Annotated in this window: 14 protein-coding genes; 2 read left to right on the top strand and 12 right to left on the bottom strand. The window is 60.5% G+C overall.

Annotated elements, in window-relative coordinates:
* Window positions 1-188: 188 nt before the first annotated feature.
* Window positions 189-2,345, bottom strand: a complete 2,157-nt coding sequence (gene ligA / locus Q2T52_RS20555) for an NAD-dependent DNA ligase LigA (RefSeq protein WP_302078720.1) — start codon at window positions 2,343-2,345, stop codon at window positions 189-191.
* A gap of 228 nt (window positions 2,346-2,573) precedes the next feature.
* Here ligA and Q2T52_RS20560 point away from each other — a divergent pair, with 228 nt between their 5' ends.
* Window positions 2,574-3,239 carry a transglutaminase-like cysteine peptidase gene (locus Q2T52_RS20560; RefSeq protein WP_302078721.1) on the top strand — a complete coding sequence of 222 codons (666 nt, stop codon included), beginning with the start codon at window positions 2,574-2,576 and terminating at the stop codon, window positions 3,237-3,239.
* Here the strand turns inward: Q2T52_RS20560 and Q2T52_RS20565 are convergent.
* The 8 genes from Q2T52_RS20565 to Q2T52_RS20600 all read right to left on the bottom strand — a co-directional run bounded on the left by Q2T52_RS20565 (window position 3,215) and on the right by Q2T52_RS20600 (window position 12,638).
* A complete protein-coding gene (locus tag Q2T52_RS20565; RefSeq protein WP_302078722.1) occupies window positions 3,215-3,547 on the bottom strand; it encodes a hypothetical protein in 333 nt (110 codons plus the stop codon). The two genes, Q2T52_RS20560 and Q2T52_RS20565, sit on opposite strands and share 25 nt — an antisense overlap.
* 71 nt (window positions 3,548-3,618) lie before the next feature.
* Window positions 3,619-5,292, bottom strand: a complete 1,674-nt coding sequence (recN, locus tag Q2T52_RS20570) for a DNA repair protein RecN (RefSeq protein ID WP_302078723.1) — start codon at window positions 5,290-5,292, stop codon at window positions 3,619-3,621.
* A 9-nt stretch (window positions 5,293-5,301) separates the two neighbouring features.
* Window positions 5,302-6,144, bottom strand: a complete 843-nt coding sequence (locus Q2T52_RS20575) for an outer membrane protein assembly factor BamD (RefSeq protein WP_436799565.1) — start codon at window positions 6,142-6,144, stop codon at window positions 5,302-5,304.
* 204 nt (window positions 6,145-6,348) lie between these two features.
* Window positions 6,349-7,302 (bottom strand): UDP-3-O-acyl-N-acetylglucosamine deacetylase, encoded by a 954-nt coding sequence (gene lpxC, locus Q2T52_RS20580; RefSeq protein WP_302078725.1) that lies wholly within the window; start codon window positions 7,300-7,302, stop codon window positions 6,349-6,351.
* A gap of 269 nt (window positions 7,303-7,571) precedes the next feature.
* Window positions 7,572-9,377, bottom strand: coding sequence for a cell division protein FtsZ (ftsZ, locus tag Q2T52_RS20585; protein WP_302078726.1), 1,806 nt, complete (start codon window positions 9,375-9,377; stop codon window positions 7,572-7,574).
* An 86-nt stretch (window positions 9,378-9,463) separates the two neighbouring features.
* Window positions 9,464-10,795, bottom strand: coding sequence for a cell division protein FtsA (ftsA, locus tag Q2T52_RS20590; protein WP_302078727.1), 1,332 nt, complete (start codon window positions 10,793-10,795; stop codon window positions 9,464-9,466).
* On the bottom strand, window positions 10,792-11,715 hold the full coding sequence (locus Q2T52_RS20595) for a cell division protein FtsQ/DivIB (protein WP_302078765.1): 924 nt from the start codon (window positions 11,713-11,715) through the stop codon (window positions 10,792-10,794). Before Q2T52_RS20595 ends, ftsA begins: the two co-directional genes overlap by 4 nt.
* Window positions 11,712-12,638: a D-alanine--D-alanine ligase gene (locus Q2T52_RS20600; RefSeq protein ID WP_302078728.1), complete on the bottom strand. Its 927-nt coding sequence runs from the start codon at window positions 12,636-12,638 to the stop codon at window positions 11,712-11,714. The genes Q2T52_RS20595 and Q2T52_RS20600 overlap by 4 nt, the downstream gene beginning before the upstream one ends.
* 264 nt (window positions 12,639-12,902) lie before the next feature.
* On the opposite strand from Q2T52_RS20600, the gene Q2T52_RS20605 reads away from it, so the two are divergent.
* A complete protein-coding gene (locus tag Q2T52_RS20605) occupies window positions 12,903-14,207 on the top strand; it encodes an MFS transporter (RefSeq protein WP_302078729.1) in 1,305 nt (434 codons plus the stop codon).
* 617 nt (window positions 14,208-14,824) lie between these two features.
* On the opposite strand, the gene murB is transcribed toward Q2T52_RS20605, so the two are convergent.
* Genes murB through murG form a run of 3 tightly spaced genes read right to left on the bottom strand, consistent with a single transcriptional unit; the run spans window position 14,825 to window position 18,332 of the window.
* On the bottom strand, window positions 14,825-15,799 hold the full coding sequence (gene murB / locus Q2T52_RS20610; RefSeq protein ID WP_302078730.1) for a UDP-N-acetylmuramate dehydrogenase: 975 nt from the start codon (window positions 15,797-15,799) through the stop codon (window positions 14,825-14,827).
* A complete protein-coding gene (gene murC, locus Q2T52_RS20615) occupies window positions 15,796-17,211 on the bottom strand; it encodes a UDP-N-acetylmuramate--L-alanine ligase (protein WP_302078731.1) in 1,416 nt (471 codons plus the stop codon). Before murC ends, murB begins: the two co-directional genes overlap by 4 nt.
* On the bottom strand, window positions 17,208-18,332 hold the full coding sequence (gene murG / locus Q2T52_RS20620; protein ID WP_302078732.1) for an undecaprenyldiphospho-muramoylpentapeptide beta-N-acetylglucosaminyltransferase: 1,125 nt from the start codon (window positions 18,330-18,332) through the stop codon (window positions 17,208-17,210). The genes murC and murG overlap by 4 nt, the downstream gene beginning before the upstream one ends.
* Window positions 18,333-18,336: the final 4 nt, after the last annotated feature.

The following is an 18,336-nucleotide window of genomic DNA, read 5'->3' on the forward strand; positions in this document are numbered from 1 at the left end:
CAGAACCTTCCATGCCCCGATTTGGTGAAGGCCTGGTCGCGAGTTTTCTCCCCCTTGTGGGGGAGATGGCCAGCAGGCCAGAGGGGGTTTCTTCATCTTGCCGTCGCGTCCACTCCTCAAAACTCCGCATGAAACTAGTTAGGTGGGGTCACTATTTGTCACCCAACCTCTTTAAACAGAAGCTGGCTTCACCCGCCGATCAGCGCCAGCCACTCGTCTTCGTCCATGGTCTCAATTCCAAGCTCGCGCGCCTTGTCGAGCTTGGAACCCGCGCCCGGCCCTGCCACCACGATATCCGTCTTCTTGGAGACGGAACCCGACACTTTCGCGCCCAGGCTTTCAGCGCGCGCCTTGGCTTCGTCGCGTGTCATCTTCTCCAGGGAGCCGGTGAACACGACGGTTTTGCCGGCAACAGGGCTGTCCATTCTGACCGGCTGTTCGGCAGCTTGCGGGCGCACCTCCTCCAGCAGGCGATTGATGACCTCGATATTGCGCGGCTCATGGAAGAACTCCACGATGGCGCGCGCCATCACCTCACCAATGCCCTCGATGTTGTTGAGGTCGTCCCAGGCCTCGCCGGAGAAGGAGGCGGACGCCTTCATCGCAGCCTCGAATGCCTCGTAGGTGCCATAGGCCCGCGCCAGAAGCTTGGCGGTGGTCTCACCCACATGGCGGATACCGAGCGCAAAGATGAAGCGGTTCAGCGCAATCTCGCGCCGCTCGTCGATTGCGTCATACAGCTTTCGCACACTGACCTTGCCGAAGCCTTCGATGTTTTCGAGCTTGGTCAGCGACTGCTCCTGCCGGCGCTTCAGCGTAAAAATGTCGGGGGCGGTGCGGATCTGCAGCGCCGGGTCTTCCGCCTCGAAGAAGAAGTCGATCTGTTTCGAGCCCAGCCCTTCGATGTCGTAGGCATTGCGGGAGACGAAATGCTTCAGATGCTCCACCGCCTGCGCCCGGCAGACGAAGCCGCCCGTGCAGCGGGTGACCGAATCGAGTCTGCCCGTCTTCTCGTTCCGCTCGCGCACCGCATGACTACCGCAGACCGGACACTTCTTCGGAAATTCGTAAGCCAAAGCTTGCGCGGGACGCTTTTCCATCACCACATCAAGCACCTGCGGAATGACGTCGCCCGCCCGCTGCACGATGACGGTGTCGCCGATGCGGATGTCATGGTCCTCCGGCCGAATGCGATCGCCCGAATTGCCGATGCCCTTGATGTAATCCTCATTATGCAGCGTGGCATTGGTCACCACGACGCCACCAACAGTGACAGGCGTGAGCCGCGCCACCGGCGTCAGTGCGCCTGTCCGACCCACCTGGATGTCGATGTTCTCCACTGTTGTGAAGGCCTGTTCTGCCGGGAATTTATGGGCCGTTGCCCAGCGTGGGGAGCGCGAACGGAAACCCAGTCGCTGCTGCAGTTCAAGGCTATCGACCTTGTAGACAACGCCGTCGATGTCGTAATCGAGGTCCGGCCGTTTCAGGCCGATCTCCTGGTAATGCGCCAGAATATCCTCGATGGAGTTCAGCCGCTTCATCAGCGGGTTGACCGGGAAGCCCCAGCGCTGGAAGGTCTCGACCATGCCCAATTGCGTATCGGCCGGCATCTCCGACATTTCACCCCAGGCATAGGCGAAGAAGCGCAGCTTGCGGCTTGCCGTCACCTTTGCATCCAGCTGGCGCAGCGAGCCGGCGGCCGTATTGCGTGGGTTCACATAGGTCTGCTTGCCCTCAGCCTCCATCTGCGCGTTGAGCGCCAGGAAATCGCTTTTCGCCATATAGACCTCGCCGCGCACTTCCACCACGGCAGGGACGCCAGAGGGCAGCTGGTTGGGGATTTCGGCAATGGTGCGGATGTTGGCGGTGACGTTTTCGCCGGTCGTGCCATCACCACGCGTCGCACCGCTCACCAGCCGCCCGTTCTCGTAGCGGATCGACATGGACAAGCCATCGATCTTCGGCTCGGCGGTAAAGGCAATCGAGCCATCCGGCAAGCGGCCCAGGAAGCGATAGACGGAATTGACGAAGTCGCGCACGTCCTCATCGGAAAACGTGTTGTCGAGCGACAGCATCGGACGCGAATGGGTGATCTGCGCAAAGGTTGGCAGCGGGGCGGAACCAACACGCAATGTCGGGCTGTCGGCACGCACCAGCGCCGGGAATCGCTTCTCGATCGCATCATTGCGCCGCTTCAGCGCGTCGTAATCCGCGTCCGAAATCTCCGGCGCATCCCCCCCGTGATAGAGCTGGTCGTGGCGGGCGATCTCCGCCGCCAGAAAGGCAAGCTCGGCTGCGGCCTGCTCTTCGCTCAAGGTTTCGACCGGGATCTGATCCAGAGACATTCAGCCCTCACTTCGTTTTTGCGTGAGGCTTTTTAGACCGCCCTCCGGCAACAATAAAGCGCCAGAACGGGAAAGACCCAGTTCTAAATTTCCACGTAGCCGATCGTTAACTAGCTTTGCGCCGATCGTACCGAAGCCCGACAGATCGATAAAATCCTTCAGATTATGTCGAGCCCGCCTTCAACGTTTTCGCCGATCCATGGCGGAAACGAAGTCGGTATTATTTCCATGAGCATTTCGAAGATCGCCTCCATCCTGTTCGGCCTCAGTGCGGTATTGGTCATCGCAACCACACAGGCCATCGCCGCGCGCACACCGAAGGACACGCATTTCGCAGCGACCGATCAGCAGACGTCAATCCCGATCGGATGGGTTCTGTATTGCCAGGCGCAGCCTGCAGATTGCCATGCCCCCCAACCCAAGACAGAGGCGCTGACACTGGATGATCATCGCTGGAACGTCCTGCAGCGGATCAACCTTCTGGTCAATCACCAGATCGCCGGTCTCTCTGACGAAGACCATTATCATATCGCCGCCAAGGGCATCGCCAACTGGTGGACTTATCCCGATGACGGCAAGGGCAATTGCAACGACTATGTGATCTTGAAAAAGCGGCTGCTGGTCGAGGCAGGCCTGGACAGCTCGGCCCTTCTGCTGACGGTCGTGCTCGATCATGAGCAGGCGGGTCACCTGGTGTTGATGGTACGCACCGATCGCGGCGATATCATTCTGGACAACATGACCGACGACATCGTCTACTGGAACGAGACCGGCTACACCTTCCTGAAGCGCCAGACGGCTGAGAACCCCAACCGTTGGATCAGCTTCGACAACAGCGTCAGAACGGCAGCGGTCCGGACGGCCCAGGCTCAGCAGCCGGCATTTCGCCAGTAATCATCCATGAGATCTGCGCCATCCCTATCGAGGATGGCGAAATTGCCGGGGACGACCACAAAGAAGCGCTCGGTCTGCCCTTTACGAGCCGTTCCCGCCCGTTCATCGGCATAACCGCAGACGGTAAATCCGGATTTGTTGCGGTTCTCCCCCACATGCGTGATGCGGGTGGCAAGGGGCATGATATCCAATCGCCTGGCCAAGGCCTGTTCCACCCGCTGCGACAGATCCGCCCGCGTTGGCGGCGCCTCACCGGGCGCTGCCACCAGCACGACCATAGAAGCGATCAGAACGGAAAACGGCGGCATCAAACTCTCTCATACAATACGGAGTTTCAATCCGTTGATCCTATGCCGAAACGCAACGGAAAGCGCTTCAATCAGCCGTTACCAGCCAGCAGACGCGCCGCAGCCGCCCTCGCCTCGTCCGTCACGGAAGCACCGGACAACATTCGGGCAATCTCTTCGGCCCGATGTTCCGGCGCCATGGTCGCGACGCGCGTGGCGATCTTGTCCGATCCATCGCCCGCCGGTCCCTTGGAGATGAGCAGATGCGTCGAGGCGCGCGCCGCCACCTGTGGGGCATGGGTGACGGAGAGAACCTGCACGCGATCCGACAAACGCTTGAGCCGCTGGCCAATGGCATCCGCCACCGCGCCACCCACGCCGGTATCGATTTCGTCGAAGACAAGCGTGGGAGCAGAGCCGCGATCGGCGAGCGCCACCTTGAGCGCCAGCAGGAAGCGCGAGAGCTCGCCGCCCGAGGCCACCTTCATGATCGGGCCGGGACGCGTGCCGGGATTGGTCTGCACATGGAATTCGACCGTATCGATACCTTCCGCCGCAGCATTCTCTGGATCGGTAGAGACCGTCACCATGAAGCGCGCGCGCTCCAGCTTCAGCGCCGGAAGTTCTGCCATCACAGCGTCTGCCAGTGCATCGGCACCATGATGGCGCTTGGCGGACAGAGCGAGAGCGGCAGCGTCGTAAGCCAGCTTGGCGGCCTCTGACACCTTCTGCAGCTGGCCGAGACGCTCCTCCCCCGCATCGAGTTCGGCGAGATCAGCAACCATCTTTTCGGCAAGCGCTGGCAGGTCAGCGACCGCCACGGAATATTTGCGGCCCGCGGCGCGCAGGGCAAACAGACGCTCTTCCACGCGCTCCAGCTGGCGTGGGTCGAACTCCGTCTTGCGCAGCGCCGCCTCCACCTCCATCTGCGCATTGGAAAGCAGATCGAGCGCCTGATCGAGCAGCTGAACCGTGTCTTCCAAGAGACCCGGCGCCTCATGGCTCTTTCGCTCCAGGCGCCGCATCATCGAGGAGAGAAGCGGCACGGGCGATGCGCTGCCATTCAGGAACTCGGACGCTTCCGCGATGTCGCCGGCAATCCGCTCGGACTTCTGCATCCGCGCCCGCTCTTCCGCCAGCTCGTCTTCCTCGCCATCGCGGGGACTTAAGGTCTCCAGTTCTTCGACGGAGGAACGCAGATAATCCGCCTCCCGTTGTGCCGCTTCGACGCGCGCCTTGTGCGTCTTCAAGGCACGCTCGGCATCCCGCCAGCTGCGGTACAGCTCAGAGACGGCAGTTGCCTCATCGGTGACACCCGTAAACGCATCGAGAAGCGTGCGATGAGCGGCAATGTCCACCAGCGCACGGTCATCATGTTGGCCGTGAATTTCCACCAGCATCTGGCCTGCCTGTCGCATCAGCTGCACGCTGACCGGCTGGTCGTTGATGGAAGCCTTGGTGCGGCCATCGGCGGATTGAACGCGGCGGAAAATCAGGTCGCCATCATCATCGATACCGTTCTCACGCAGGAGAACGCGGGCGCGGTGGTTGCCGGCCACGTCAAAGACCGCCGTCACCTGCCCCTTGTCCAGACCATGGCGCACGAGACCGCCATCGCCACGCCCGCCAAGGGCCAGCGAAAGGCTATCAAGCAGAATGGACTTGCCCGCACCGGTTTCCCCGGTGAGCACAGATAGGCCGCTCTCGAAGGACAGGTCCAGCCGCTCGATCAAGACGATATCGCGGATCGACAACTGGATCAGCATGATGCCCCGTCAGGTGCCGAGAAGTTTCGCTCCGGCACGCGAAATCCACGAGCCGCTGTTTTCGCGGGGTTCAAGACCGCCGCCCTTCAGCAGTTTGAAGGAATCGGCATACCACTGGCTGTCTGGGTAGTTGTGGCCGAGAACGGCCGCAGCTGTCTGCGCCTCCTCGGTCACGCCCATGGCATAGTAGGCCTCGACGAGACGCGCGAGCGCCTCTTCAACCTGATTGGTGTTGCCGTAACGTTCAACCACGACGCGGAAGCGGGAAATAGCCGCCAGATATTCCTTGCGCTCGAGGTAGTAGCGGCCGATCTGCATTTCCTTGCCGGCCAACTGGTCACGCGCAAAGCGGATCTTCGCCTGCGCATCCTCGACATATTCCGACTTCGGATAATCCTTCACCACGACGCTCATGGCGTCGATCGTGCGAGAGGCTGCGCGCTGATCCTGCGTCACATCGGCGATCTGCTTCGAATAAGACAGGCCGATCAGATACTGAACATAGGCGCTGTCGTCAGAACGCGGATACTGCTTCATGTAGCGATTGCCGGTGGTGACGGCTTCGTCATACTGCCCAAGACGATACTTGGTGAAGGTGCTCATGACGAGCGCCTTGCGGCCCCACTCGCTGAACGGGTTCTGGCGATCAATCGAATCGAACTTGCGGCTGGCTTCCGCCAAATTGCCGGCCTTCATATTGGCAAGGCCCTGCTTGTAGAGCTGTTCCGGCGGGTCGGTAGCCAGGCCGAGTTTGGTGATGTCGATATCGGGATCTGATTGGCAACCCGTCACCAAAACCCCGGCGCCGATCATTACCAGCGACACCAGAGCCACGCGGGCGGTGTTCCTCATTCCCATAGACATTGACTGAGCCATACGACAGTTCCCGATTGCCACGCGATAAGATCAACCGCTTGCTGGCGTTCTAGCCATAAAAGAAGCGTGATAGCAACGCAATGGTCACCCTTTGACGCAATTTTATGGCAGCAAGTGTTAAGGTTCCCAAGAAAAAAGGCCGCCTCACCGAGACGGCCCAGTCGACTGGACTATGAATTTTCAACCAACCCAGGGTGCGAACTCGGGAACGTTGACAGCCACAAACTCACGTGCACGAACGCGCTGGCTGCGAGCCGGTGCCTCAACGACTTCATAAGCCGTACGATCGCTCAAGAGAGCCTTCAGCGCATTGGCGTTCAGCTTGTGGCCGCCGCGGTAGGAGCGGTAGCAACCGATGAACTGCGCGCCGGCCAGAGCCAGATCCCCCACGGCATCCAGTGTCTTGTGACGCACGAATTCGTCCTTGTAACGCAGGCCTTCCACATTCACGACCGTATCGTCATCCGAGATAACGACGGAATTTTCGAGCGAAGAACCGAGCGCGAAACCGGCAGCCCAGAGACGCTCCACATCCCGCATGAAGCCGAAGGTGCGGGCGCGCGACAGTTCCTCGCGGAACACGCCGGCGCTCAGATCGCCCTTCCAGGACTGGCGGCCGATAAGCGGCGAATCAAAGTCGATTTCCACTTCAAAGCGTGTGCCGTCGTACGGCAGGAACTCCGCCCAGGAGGCACCGGAGTCGATTCGCACCGGCTTCAGCACCCTGATGTAACGACGCTTCACACCGAGATTGACGATGCCGACCTGTTCGATGGCGTCGATAAACGTGAAGGAACTGCCATCCATGATCGGCATTTCGGCGCCTTCGACTTCCACAACCACGTTATCGAGGCCAAGGGCATAAAGCGCGGCCATGACATGTTCAATGGTTGCGATCGAACGCGACAGAGACGTGCCGAGGACAGTGCAAAGATCCGTGTTACCGACGTTCGACGAGACGGCGCGATATTCTACGACAGACCCGTCGGCCAATGTTCGGCTGAAGAGGATGCCGGTACCGGCTTCGGCAGGCTGAAAGGTAATGGAGACAGGACTACCGGAATGAACACCAATACCCGACAGCGTAACCGGAGCGGCGATCGTGGTCTGAAACCCAAGAAGTCCAATAGTCATTTCATTTGCCTTTATATTGCCAGCCCGGACTTTGGAGGTCCGACCCGGGATCTTTTTGGCCAGACGTCGCATAATGGGACGGTCGATTCCGGCTTCTTCTATCTTCGTAAATACGGCGGCTGCCCGCCCATTCCAAATCACTGTTTTTTTCGCATTGTTACGAAATCCGCAAAACCGTCACCGTGCTATGCGGCTAGCCGCCTGGCGTCAAAACGCAAGAAGCCCAGGCAAGCGGCCCGGGCTTCTTTTCAACAGATATTTCAAGCGCTTCAGGTGGACTGACGGCGCAGGAAAGCAGGGATTTCCAGCTGATCGTCCTCGTGGTGAGCACTGGAGGACGGAACAGCGCGACCGTGATCATCCAGATTGCCACGACGGGGTGCATAAAGGCTTGCTTCCGGCGACAGCGGACGGCGCTGCTGCGAAGCCGCAGACGGTGCCTGGTTCGTCATGTCAGCCGAAACATTGTCCTCGTCTTCGCGACGGCCAAGCGAATTCGTGATCCGCTTCAGAAGGCCCATCGGTCCCCGCTCTTCAGCGGCCTGCTGAACCGGCTGCGCACGATGGTCCATCTCGGCCTTCACGACGGGCGGGAAGTCCTCGACCTTCGGCATGCGAACCTGATCGATGCTGGAGCGAACCAGAGGCGACGGCTGTTCCATCGGTTGGCTGATGCGCGGAGCGGCCGGCTGCGGCGCAACCGGTGCTGGCTGTGCCATCATAGGTGCCGGTGCGGGCTGCGCTGCAAAAGACGGCGCGGGAGCCGGTGCAGGCGCCGGACGGGAGACGATCGGCTCGACCGGCGCGGCGGCCTGGAACAGGCGGCTCTGCGGACGGAACTCTTCCTCAACCGGAGCCGGCGCGGGCTGCGGGGCGACCGGCTGCGGAGCCGGGACAGACTGGTGCATGGAGTTCAACGCCAGTTCACGTTCCAGCTGGGCTTCTGCCTGACGGATCGTATCGGCAACCGGGTCGATGATCGGAGCACGGGGTGCCTGCGTCATTGCAGGCTGCATTGCGGCCGGAGCCGAAGCAACGGCCGCGGAAGGACGGATAATCGGCTTCTGCGCAGCGCGCATTTCAGCCGCACGAAGATCGTTCTCCGCCATGGCGCGATCGATGCCGGTGGCAACGACGGACACGCGGATGACGCCTTCCAGCGCCTCGTCGAAGGTCGCGCCCAGGATGATGTTCGCATCCGGATCGACTTCTTCACGAATGCGGGTTGCCGCTTCGTCGACTTCAAACAGGGTGAGGTCGCGACCGCCGGTGATGGAGATCAACAGGCCCTGTGCACCCTTCATCGAGGTTTCATCGAGCAGCGGGTTGGCAATCGCGGCCTCGGCGGCCTGCATCGCACGGCCCTGGCCGGAAGCCTCGCCGGTACCCATCATTGCGCGGCCCATTTCGCGCATGACCGAACGCACGTCAGCGAAGTCGAGGTTGATGAGACCTTCCTTCACCATCAGGTCGGTGATGCAGGCAACGCCCGAATAGAGCACCTGGTCAGCCATGGCGAAGGCATCGGCGAAGGTCGTCTTGTCGTTGGCGATGCGGAAGAGATTCTGGTTCGGAATGACGATCAGCGTGTCGACCGACTTCTGCAACTCGGAGATGCCCTGCTCGGCCAGACGCATGCGACGGCCACCTTCGAAGTGGAAGGGCTTGGTCACGACGCCAACCGTCAGAATGCCCTTGCTGCGGGCCGCCTGAGCCACAACCGGAGCCGCACCCGTGCCGGTGCCGCCGCCCATGCCGGCGGTGACGAAGCACATATGCGTGCTCGACAGGTGATCCATGATCTCGTCGAGGCATTCTTCGGCAGCCGCGCGGCCGACTTCCGGCTGCGAACCGGCGCCGAGGCCTTCGGTTACCTGTACGCCCATCTGGATGATGCGTTCGGCCTTGGACATCGTCAGGGCCTGGGCATCGGTGTTGGCGACGACGAAATCGACACCCTCGAGACCAGCGGTGATCATGTTGTTGACAGCGTTTCCGCCGCCACCGCCGACGCCGAAGACAGTGATCCGAGGCTTAAGCTCGGTAATGTCCGGCTTTTGCAGCTTGATGGTCATTGTAACCGTTCCTTCTTTCTCTGGCCGCCTCGCCAAGCCGGCCGATTCTTTCCATTAGGCTGATACGCTTGCGTGAAACTCGCGCCTCAGAAACTTTCTTTCAACCACTGCCCCATTCGAGCGATCCGGCTGTTTCCATTGCCGAATCCCGACAGGAAGCCGCCTTGCGACGCATGCGTCTCCATGTCCGCGACCTGCGGGTAAATCATCAGACCCACCGCGGTCGAAAAGGCTGGCCCCTTGGCTGCCGTTGGCAGGCCCGAGACCCCCATCGGTCGGCCGATACGCACATTACGGGCCAGGATACGACGTGCCGTATCCGGCAGGCCGGTCAACTGGCTGGCGCCGCCCGTCAAAACGACGCGCTTTCCGACGATGGGGCTGAAACCGGACTTTTGTATGCGGTCGCGGATCAGTTCCAGCGTCTCCTCCAGGCGAGCGCGAACGATGCGCGTCACCAGGGCGCGTGGCACCTGTGTTGGCTGATCACGGTCATCCTCGCCGATCGGCGGTACGGATATGAGATCCCGTTCATCGGCTGCTGTCGCAATCGCCGACCCGTGGACTACCTTCATACGCTCAGCGTCCTCGATTCGGGTAGATAGTCCGCGTGCTAAATCTGTCGTGACGTGATGTCCACCGATACCAATCGCATCCGTGTGCACGAGCTTGCCTTCCGCAAAGACGGAAATCGTCGTCGTGCCACCGCCCATATCGATCGCCGCACAGCCCAGCTCCACCTCGTCATCAACCAAGGCAGCAAGGCCGCTTGCATAAGGCGTTGCGACGATGCCTTCGACGGAGAGATGCGCCCGGTTGATGCAAAGCTCCAGATTGCGGAGTGCGGCGCGCTCAGCGGTCACAACATGCATGTCGACGCCAAGCACATCGCCATACATCGAAAGCGGATCCTGAATGCCGCGCTCGCCATCCAGGGAGAAGCCGGTCGGCAGGGAATGCAGCACGGCGCGGTCCTGCCGCAGCGACTGTTGAGCCGCAGCCGTCAGCACCTTGCGCAGGTCGCCCGCTTCCACTTCCTGGCCGCCGAGATCGATTGTCGCGGTGTAGACATCGCTGGTGAGACGTCCGGCCGACACATTAACGATCAGGCTGTCGATAGTGAGGCCGGCCATGCGCTCGGCGGAATCAACGGCGAGACGCACCACGCTTTCGACGGCATCGAGGTCGGCGATCACGCCGGATTTCACGCCGCGCGAACGCTGATGACCGATGCCGATGATTTCGACGTGGTGGGTGCGGTTCGGCAGGATCTGGCTTTCCGCACGCGGCGTCAGACGGCCGATCATGCACACGACCTTGCTGGAGCCAATGTCAAGGACCGACACCACATGCGTGCGCTTAGAAGAAAGCGGCTTCAGCCGGGGCAGGCCGAAATGGGAAGAACCGAACAGGCTCACGTCTGACCTCCTGCCTTGGCAAGCGCCTTGGTGCGGGCGGCAAGCGCCTGCGCGCGCCGGTCGGCAGCGCCGGGCGTCAAGCGAATAGTGGTGCGATCTGCAAGCCGCAGATCAATGGCGGCGATATCGCGCTGCAGAACGCCCTGCTCCGCCTCGTACTTGGCAAGCACAGCCATGGCGCGCTCGATATCGAATTCCGGCAGCTTGAGAACCACGCCGTTATCGAGATGCAAATCCCAGCGGCGACCAGCGACGCGCACATAGGCGCGAACGCGGTTCTTGATATCCGGCCACTTGGAAAGCTCGGCCTCGAAGGTGGCTGCATATTTTTCGGCATCCCGACCGACAAACAGCGGCAGAGACGCAAACTTGTTGTCGCGCAACGGCGCAATGATGCTGCCGTCCTTCTCGATCAGCGATAGCTCCGATCCGTGCTGCCAGATGCCAAACGCGCTGCGCTCCTTGAGCATCACCTCGATCGTCTTCGGGTAGACCTTGCGCACTTCCGCATACTCGACCCAAGGCAGGCCAGAGAGCTTGCGGCGGGCGGCATCCACATCGAGCGACAGAAGCGACGTCGTGCCATCGAGACCGAGCAGCTGCAGGATATCGATTTCGGACGTCTCGTTGTTGCCAGAGACGCGAACGCTTTCGATGGCAAAACCGGCAGCAGACGTCGTTGCCTGCGCAAAATCCTGCGCATGGCCGCCGAGCGACATGCCATAGAGACCAACGGCACCGAAGAAGGCAAACACGGAGACCGTGCCAGTGTGGCGCGGGATGTTGATTCGGCCCGTGGCAAGGCTGACGCAGAAGCGGAAAACGCGCCGCAACGGGCGCGGAAGGATCATCCGGTCATCCCCGGATACCGGGTAGTCCGCAGAACGGCCACGTGCGGCCGAAGCTCTTCTACCGATCATCGCAAGCACGAAGCATCCTCCACCATCCAACGGACGAGCTCACCAAAGGAAAGGCCTTCATGGGCCGCCATTTCAGGCACCAGGGAGGTTGGGGTCATGCCGGGCTGGGTATTGATCTCAAGCCAAATCAGCTCGCCGTCCTCGGAGAAGCGGTCGTCGTAACGGAAGTCGGACCGACTCACTCCACGACAGCCCATCGCCTGATGCGCCTTAAGAGCGAGTGTTTGTATCTTTTGGTAAATATTTGGTGAAATTTGCGCCGGAATGACATGCTTCGAGCCACCGGCCGCGTACTTCGCATCATAGTCGTAGAAGGTGTTGGAGAGCGGCACGATCTCGGTCACACCCAGCGCGCGATCACCCATCACACCACAGGTCAGTTCGCGGCCTGCCACATAGCGCTCGACGAGAACAGTGTCCCCATAGCGCCAGTCACTGGAACCCAGCACCTGCGGCGGATGAGACTGGCCTTCGCGGACAATCACCACACCGAAGGAAGAACCTTCACGAACCGGCTTCACCACGTAAGGCGCGGGCATCGGATGTTCCGAGCCGATCTGATGACGATCCACAACCAGCGCTTCCGCGACAGGCACGCCGGCTGACGCCGCCACATGGCGGGCGCGCGACTTGTCCATGGCAAGCGCAGATGCCAGTACGCCCGAATGCGTATAGGGAATTTGCAGATATTCGAGAATGCCTTGGATCGCACCGTCCTCACCAAAGGGACCGTGCAGCGCATTGAAGGCAACATCGGGACGCAATTCGTTGAGACGCGCCGCCACATTGCGATCGACATCAATACGAGTGACGCGGAAGCCTTCCGCCTCCAGCGCATCCGCACAGGCATTCCCCGAAGACAGGCTTACCGGGCGCTCGGAAGACAGACCTCCCATCAGAACCGCCACATGCTTGCCACTCATCAAAATGCCCCTGCTTGCTTTTCTATTGTCGATTGCCGGTGCGCAGATGTGATTCTTGCGCATGTCCATTAGACCCTGATTAAGGTTAATGAATCGTTTACTTTCGTTAATCCGGCATCTGAGGAGAGCCCCTTCCGCAGGGCATGCGTGGCGCGAAAATTCGATAAAATTTCAGAATGTGGCTTTTGATCGTTCAAAAATTGCCTTAAGGGAGCCGCAGCCCTTCTTTTAGAGCTCACGTAACTATCTCAGTGGACCCAAGCCATGTCTCAAGTGACGCCTTCCGTGTCACCGTCCGCTGAGCCGTTGGTACCTGTTGCACTCAATTCTCCTGCACGAGTCCTGACGGCCAGCCTGGTCGGCACGACAATCGAATTCTTCGATTTCTATGTTTATGCGACGGCTGCCGTGCTGGTCTTTCCGGCCCTGTTCTTCCCGAACAGCGACCCGATGGCGGCACAGCTCTCCTCCTTCGCAACCTTCTCCATCGCCTTCTTCGCTCGCCCCTTCGGCGCGATTGTCTTCGGCCATTTCGGTGACCGCATCGGCCGCAAGGCAACGCTGGTTGCCGCCCTTCTGACCATGGGCATCTCCACCGTCGTGATCGGCCTTCTGCCAAGCTATGCGCAGATTGGCGTTCTGGCACCGCTGCTTCTGGCGCTTTGCCGCTTCGGCCAGGGCTTTGGCCTTGGTGGCGAATGGGGCGGCGCGGTTCTGCTGGCAACCGAAAACGCGCCTCCCGGCAAGCGCAGCTGGTACGGCATGTTCCCGCAGCTTGGGGCACCGATTGGTCTCTTCCTGTCGTCGGGCATCTTCTGGCTGCTGCTGCAGGTCATTTCCAAGGATGCGCTCCTCTCCTGGGGCTGGCGCGTTCCGTTCCTGGCATCGAGCCTGCTGATTGCTGTTGGCCTCTGGGTCCGCTTCTCGATCACCGAGACGCCTGCCTTCCAGAAGGCCATGGAAGCGCATGAGCGCGTGGAAGTGCCGATTGCGGCCCTCTTCCGCAACCACAAGCGCAGCATCGTGCTCGGCACCTTCGTGGCGCTTGCTACCTTCGTGCTGTTCTATATCGGCTCGGCCTATCTGCTGGCTTACAACACCAAGGTCCTTCAGTTGCCGCTTCTGCAGGCACTGGAAGTGCAGCTGGTCGGCGCAATCGTCTTCGGCATTTTCATTCCGCTGGCCGGCAAATATGCCGACCGGATCGGCCGTCGTCAGCTGCTGATCGGCGTGACGGTGGCGATTGCACTGTTCTCCTTCCTGCTGCCGCCACTGATGACGAATGGCCTCGGCATGATCTTCGTCTTCTCGGCAGCCGCCATGGCGCTGATGGGCGTGACCTACGGACTGATCGGGACCGCGCTTGCCGCCCCCTTCCCGACCGCGGTCCGCTATACGGGTTCGTCGATCACCTTCAACCTGGCCGGTATCTTCGGTGCGTCTCTGGCACCCTATGCCGCCACCTGGCTGCAGGCGACCTACGGCATGTGGGCTGTCGGCCTGTATCTCGGCCTCTCGGCCGTGATCACACTGGTCTGCATCCTCTTGTCCGGCCGCGAAGAAGTCTGATCGCAACCGGATTCAAACTGACAGAAAAGCCCGCGAAGTTTCTGGCTTCGCGGGCTTTTTTGTGGACGCCGGGATTTGGCAAGCGGAGGCTATATTCCATCGTAGAGCAACTCCATTTTAAAAAACGGTGATCGAGTACAAATTTCCGCGGAATCTAAAGGATTCATGCCCGGCCCTGATCGCTGTAAACTTAACGCCACGAGCCGGCGCCAGAGCCCCCGAGCACTCATGTTTTTTCACATACCCCACACCGGCATCTGTGAATTGACCCGTTGTCGTTCTCGGAAGATGAGCCGCGACTTCAGCCCAGGAAGGAGCTGGACCGCTACAGCTTCTACCACCTACTCCCGTAATCACGGTGGTTTTTCCCACCTTCAATGAAAGCATTGGCGTAATTGTAAATTCTGTCGCCATCGAAGAAACGGATGACGACAAGATCAATGCGGAAGCGAGAAGAATACGTAACATTAAGTCCCCCAAACGACTCAAGATGGCAATTGCAGCATAAGATCTCAACCGCGGGTGACAAGCGACTGATTACTGTTTCACAGAACAGGATTGCAATTTTCGTACTTGATGACGAATGAGGCTCCATATGCTGGGACAGGAACTCCCTCTCACTCCGTCGTCGCACCCTGGAACGGTCTTACCTCACGGCCCGGCATGAAGATGCCAAGGCGCTTGATTTCCCATTCCAGCTTGATGCCCGACTTTTCGAACACTCGCTGGCGCACCGTCTCGCCAAGATATTCAAGGTCATAGCCGGTGGCGTGGCCGATATTGATCATGAAGTTGCAATGAAGCGATGACATCTGCGCGCCGCCATTCATCAGGCCACGGCAACCGGCTTCATCGATCAGCTCCCAGGCAGAGTGGCCGGGCGGGTTCTTGAAAGTGGAGCCACCTGTCTTTTCCTTGACCGGCTGCACGGTTTCGCGGTGATGGCGCACTGCGTCCATCTCGGCCCGGATCTTCGCGCGCTCATCCGAGTAGCCCTCGAAGATCGCATGGGTGAAAATCAGGTCCGCAGGAACCGCGGAATGGCGATAGGTGTAGCCCATATCCGCATTTGAGAGCACGTGCTTGTTGCCCTGGCGGTCCACTGCATGCACTTCCACCACACGAGCAGCCGTATCGCCGCCATTGGCGCCGGCATTCATGCGCAGCGCGCCGCCGATAGAACCGGGGATGCCGTAGTAGAAGGCGAAGCCGCCGATGCCGTTATCCATGGCCATGGCAGCGATGTGCTTGTCCGGGCAGATGGCACCGGCCAGGATGCGGTTCTCGCCAGCGAGTTCCACCTGACCAAAGCCCTTCGCGGAGAGGCGCAAAACAACGCCCGGAATACCGCCGTCGCGGACCAGCAGGTTGGAGCCTACACCCACAACAGTCAGCGGAACCTCTTCCGGCAGCAGCTTCAGGAACGTGACCAGATCGTCCACGTCATGCGGCTGGAACATCAGTTCGGCCAGACCACCCGCCTGAAACCAGGTCACACGCTCCATCGGCGCGTCAGGCGTCAACCTGCCCCGCAACTCATTGACACCCGACCCCAGCGAAGCCAGCAGCTTCTCCCCATTCACCTGTTTCATGCAAACTGTCCCGATATGCTTTGCAATTCCTTGGGCAGGGCTGCTGCCCACTGCGTAATATTACCAGCCCCTAGAAGAACCACGAAATCACCTGGTTTCGCAATGCCTGCGATCAAACCGGCCAAAGCATCGGGCGATGCCATATAACGGGCGTCGCGGTGACCGCCAGCGCGGATGCGAGAAACCAGCGCTTCCGAATTAATACCCTCGATCGCATCCTCGCCTGCCGCATAGACGGGGGCGAGGATGATGCTGTCTGCATCGTTGAAGCAGGTGACGAAATCCTCGAACAGGCTGGCAAGACGGCTGTAGCGATGCGGCTGGTGTACGGCAATGATGCGGCCCTTGCAGCTTTCGCGCGCGGCCTTCAGCACTGCCTTGATCTCGACCGGATGGTGACCGTAATCGTCGAAGACGGAGACATCGTTCCAGGTCCCCGTCAGCGTAAAGCGCCGCTTGACACCGCTGAAAGAGGCGAGACCCTTGCGGATATCTTCCTCGGAAATGCCGAGGCGATTGGCAACGGCAATTGCTGCCGTGGCGTTGGAAATGTTGTGCCGGCCTGGCATTGGCAGTGTCAGGTCCTTGAAGGTGAAGACGCGGCCGGTGCGACGGCGGCGAATCTCCACGTCGAAGATCGACTTGGTGCCTTCCATGCGCACATTCGAGAAGCGTGCGTCAGCCTGCACGTTTTCACCGTAAGTGACGATCTTGCGGTCCTCGATCTTGCCGACGAGACTCTGTACTTCCGGGTGATCGAGGCAGAGGACGCCGAAACCGTAGAAGGGCACGTTTTCCACGAACTGCCGGAAGGCTGCCCGCACCGCATCGAAATTGCCGTAATGGTCCAGATGCTCCGGGTCGATATTGGTGACGACGGCCACGTCGGCCGGAAGCTTCAGGAAGGTCCCGTCCGATTCGTCGGCCTCCACCACCATCCATTCACCCTCACCCATGCGGGCATTGGTGCCATAAGCGTTGATGATGCCGCCGTTGATGACGGTCGGGTCTAGCCCGCCAGCTTCGAGAAGCGTTGCGACCATGGATGTGGTGGTCGTCTTGCCATGCGTGCCGCCGATGGCAATCGCATTGCGGAAACGCATCAGTTCCGCCAGCATTTCCGCACGGCGCACGATTGGCAGCGATTTTTCACGCGCGGCGATCAGTTCGGGATTGTTCTTCTTGATGGCGGTGGAAACCACGACCACTTCCGCGTCACCCAGGTTTTCCGCCTGATGGCCGACAAAAACCGGAATACCCTTGTCACGCAGGCGCTGAACGTTCGCGCCATCCGCCTGGTCGGAACCTTGAACGCGGTGGCCGAGGTTATGAAGCACCTCGGCGATGCCGCTCATGCCGATCCCGCCGATGCCGATGAAATGAACGAGCCCGATGGCCTTCGGCATCTTCATGCGCTAACTCCTTTAAACTTCGATAGTCCTTCGCCCGCAGCAATAGCCACCACGAGGTCGGCAAGCAAGCCGACCGCATTGGGGCGGCCAACCTTGCGAGATGCCTCTGCCATCTGCGCCAGCCGATCCGGTTCGCGAAGCGCTGCCGACAGAATGGCAGCAAGCTTCTCGGCAGACAGTTCCGATTGCGGCACGACCTTTGCGCCACCCGCAGCAACAAGGGCGGCGGCATTGGCGGCCTGATCGTGATCCAGCGCATGCGGATAGGGAACGAGAACAGCAGGTCGTCCGATCACGGCAATTTCCGATACGGTAGACGCTCCGGAACGGCTGATCACCAGATGTGCCGCGCCAATCCGCTCCGCCATGTCACCGAAGAAGGGGGACACATCAGCGGATATCTTGAGCTTGCCAAAGCAACTGTCCACCTGGGTGCGATCTTCCGGGCGAGCCTGCTGTGTCAGTACGATCCGGTTGCGCTCATCTTCTGTCAGAAGAGCAAGTGCAGTCGGCACGGCGCCCGAGAAGAACTGCGCGCCCTGGCTGCCGCCGAAGACGACGAGGCGGAATGGATCGTTGTCACGGGAGGGTTGATAGGGAACTTGCGCCGCCGCCAGAACGGCAGGCCGCACTGGATTGCCCGTCGTCACGGTCTTTGCGGCATAGGCGCCGGCGCCTTCAGGCAGGAACCCGCCCGCAATCGCCTGCACGCGGCTGGCAAGCGCCTTGTTGGCGCGCCCCATGACGGCGTTCTGCTCGTGGATCACAGACGGCACGCCCAGCGCCGTTGCCGCCAGCATGGGCGGAATGGTCGGATAACCGCCAAAGCCCACCACGGCAACAGGCTTCAGCCGCGCAATCAGGCGCCGCGCTGCGCGATAGCCTGTCCACAAGGTCAGCAGCGAGCGTCCGACGGCCAACGGGTTCTTCGAGGCGAAGGTAGCAGACGGCACCACATGGATTTCGTCCGCCGGGAAGGTACCCGCAAATCGCTCGGCGCGCTTGTCGGTGACCAGGTGCACGCTGTAGCCGCGACGGCGAAGTTCATGTCCCAGCGCTTCCGCCGGAAACAAATGGCCGCCGGTCCCCCCGGCGGCAAGCATGATGATGCCTTTGGTCATGAAG

It is taken from the genome of Rhizobium oryzicola (assembly GCF_030504645.1).
Lineage (GTDB): Bacteria > Pseudomonadota > Alphaproteobacteria > Rhizobiales > Rhizobiaceae > Neorhizobium > Neorhizobium oryzicola.

Bases quoted from the DNA above. Each gene is read 5' to 3' on its own strand.
- ligA (WP_302078720.1), bottom strand. From the start codon at position 2,345: ATGTCTCTGGATCAGATCCCGGTCGAAACCTTGAGCGAAGAGCAGGCC.
- Q2T52_RS20560 (WP_302078721.1), top strand. From the start codon at position 2,574: ATGAGCATTTCGAAGATCGCCTCCATCCTGTTCGGCCTCAGTGCGGTA.
- Q2T52_RS20565 (WP_302078722.1), bottom strand. From the start codon at position 3,547: ATGCCGCCGTTTTCCGTTCTGATCGCTTCTATGGTCGTGCTGGTGGCA.
- recN (WP_302078723.1), bottom strand. From the start codon at position 5,292: ATGCTGATCCAGTTGTCGATCCGCGATATCGTCTTGATCGAGCGGCTG.
- Q2T52_RS20575 (WP_436799565.1), bottom strand. From the start codon at position 6,144: ATGAGGAACACCGCCCGCGTGGCTCTGGTGTCGCTGGTAATGATCGGC.
- lpxC (WP_302078725.1), bottom strand. From the start codon at position 7,302: ATGACTATTGGACTTCTTGGGTTTCAGACCACGATCGCCGCTCCGGTT.
- ftsZ (WP_302078726.1), bottom strand. From the start codon at position 9,377: ATGACCATCAAGCTGCAAAAGCCGGACATTACCGAGCTTAAGCCTCGG.
- Q2T52_RS20595 (WP_302078765.1), bottom strand. From the start codon at position 11,715: ATGATCGGTAGAAGAGCTTCGGCCGCACGTGGCCGTTCTGCGGACTAC.
- Q2T52_RS20600 (WP_302078728.1), bottom strand. From the start codon at position 12,638: ATGAGTGGCAAGCATGTGGCGGTTCTGATGGGAGGTCTGTCTTCCGAG.
- Q2T52_RS20605 (WP_302078729.1), top strand. From the start codon at position 12,903: ATGTCTCAAGTGACGCCTTCCGTGTCACCGTCCGCTGAGCCGTTGGTA.
- murB (WP_302078730.1), bottom strand. From the start codon at position 15,799: ATGAAACAGGTGAATGGGGAGAAGCTGCTGGCTTCGCTGGGGTCGGGT.
- murC (WP_302078731.1), bottom strand. From the start codon at position 17,211: ATGAAGATGCCGAAGGCCATCGGGCTCGTTCATTTCATCGGCATCGGC.
- murG (WP_302078732.1), bottom strand. From the start codon at position 18,332: ATGACCAAAGGCATCATCATGCTTGCCGCCGGGGGGACCGGCGGCCAT.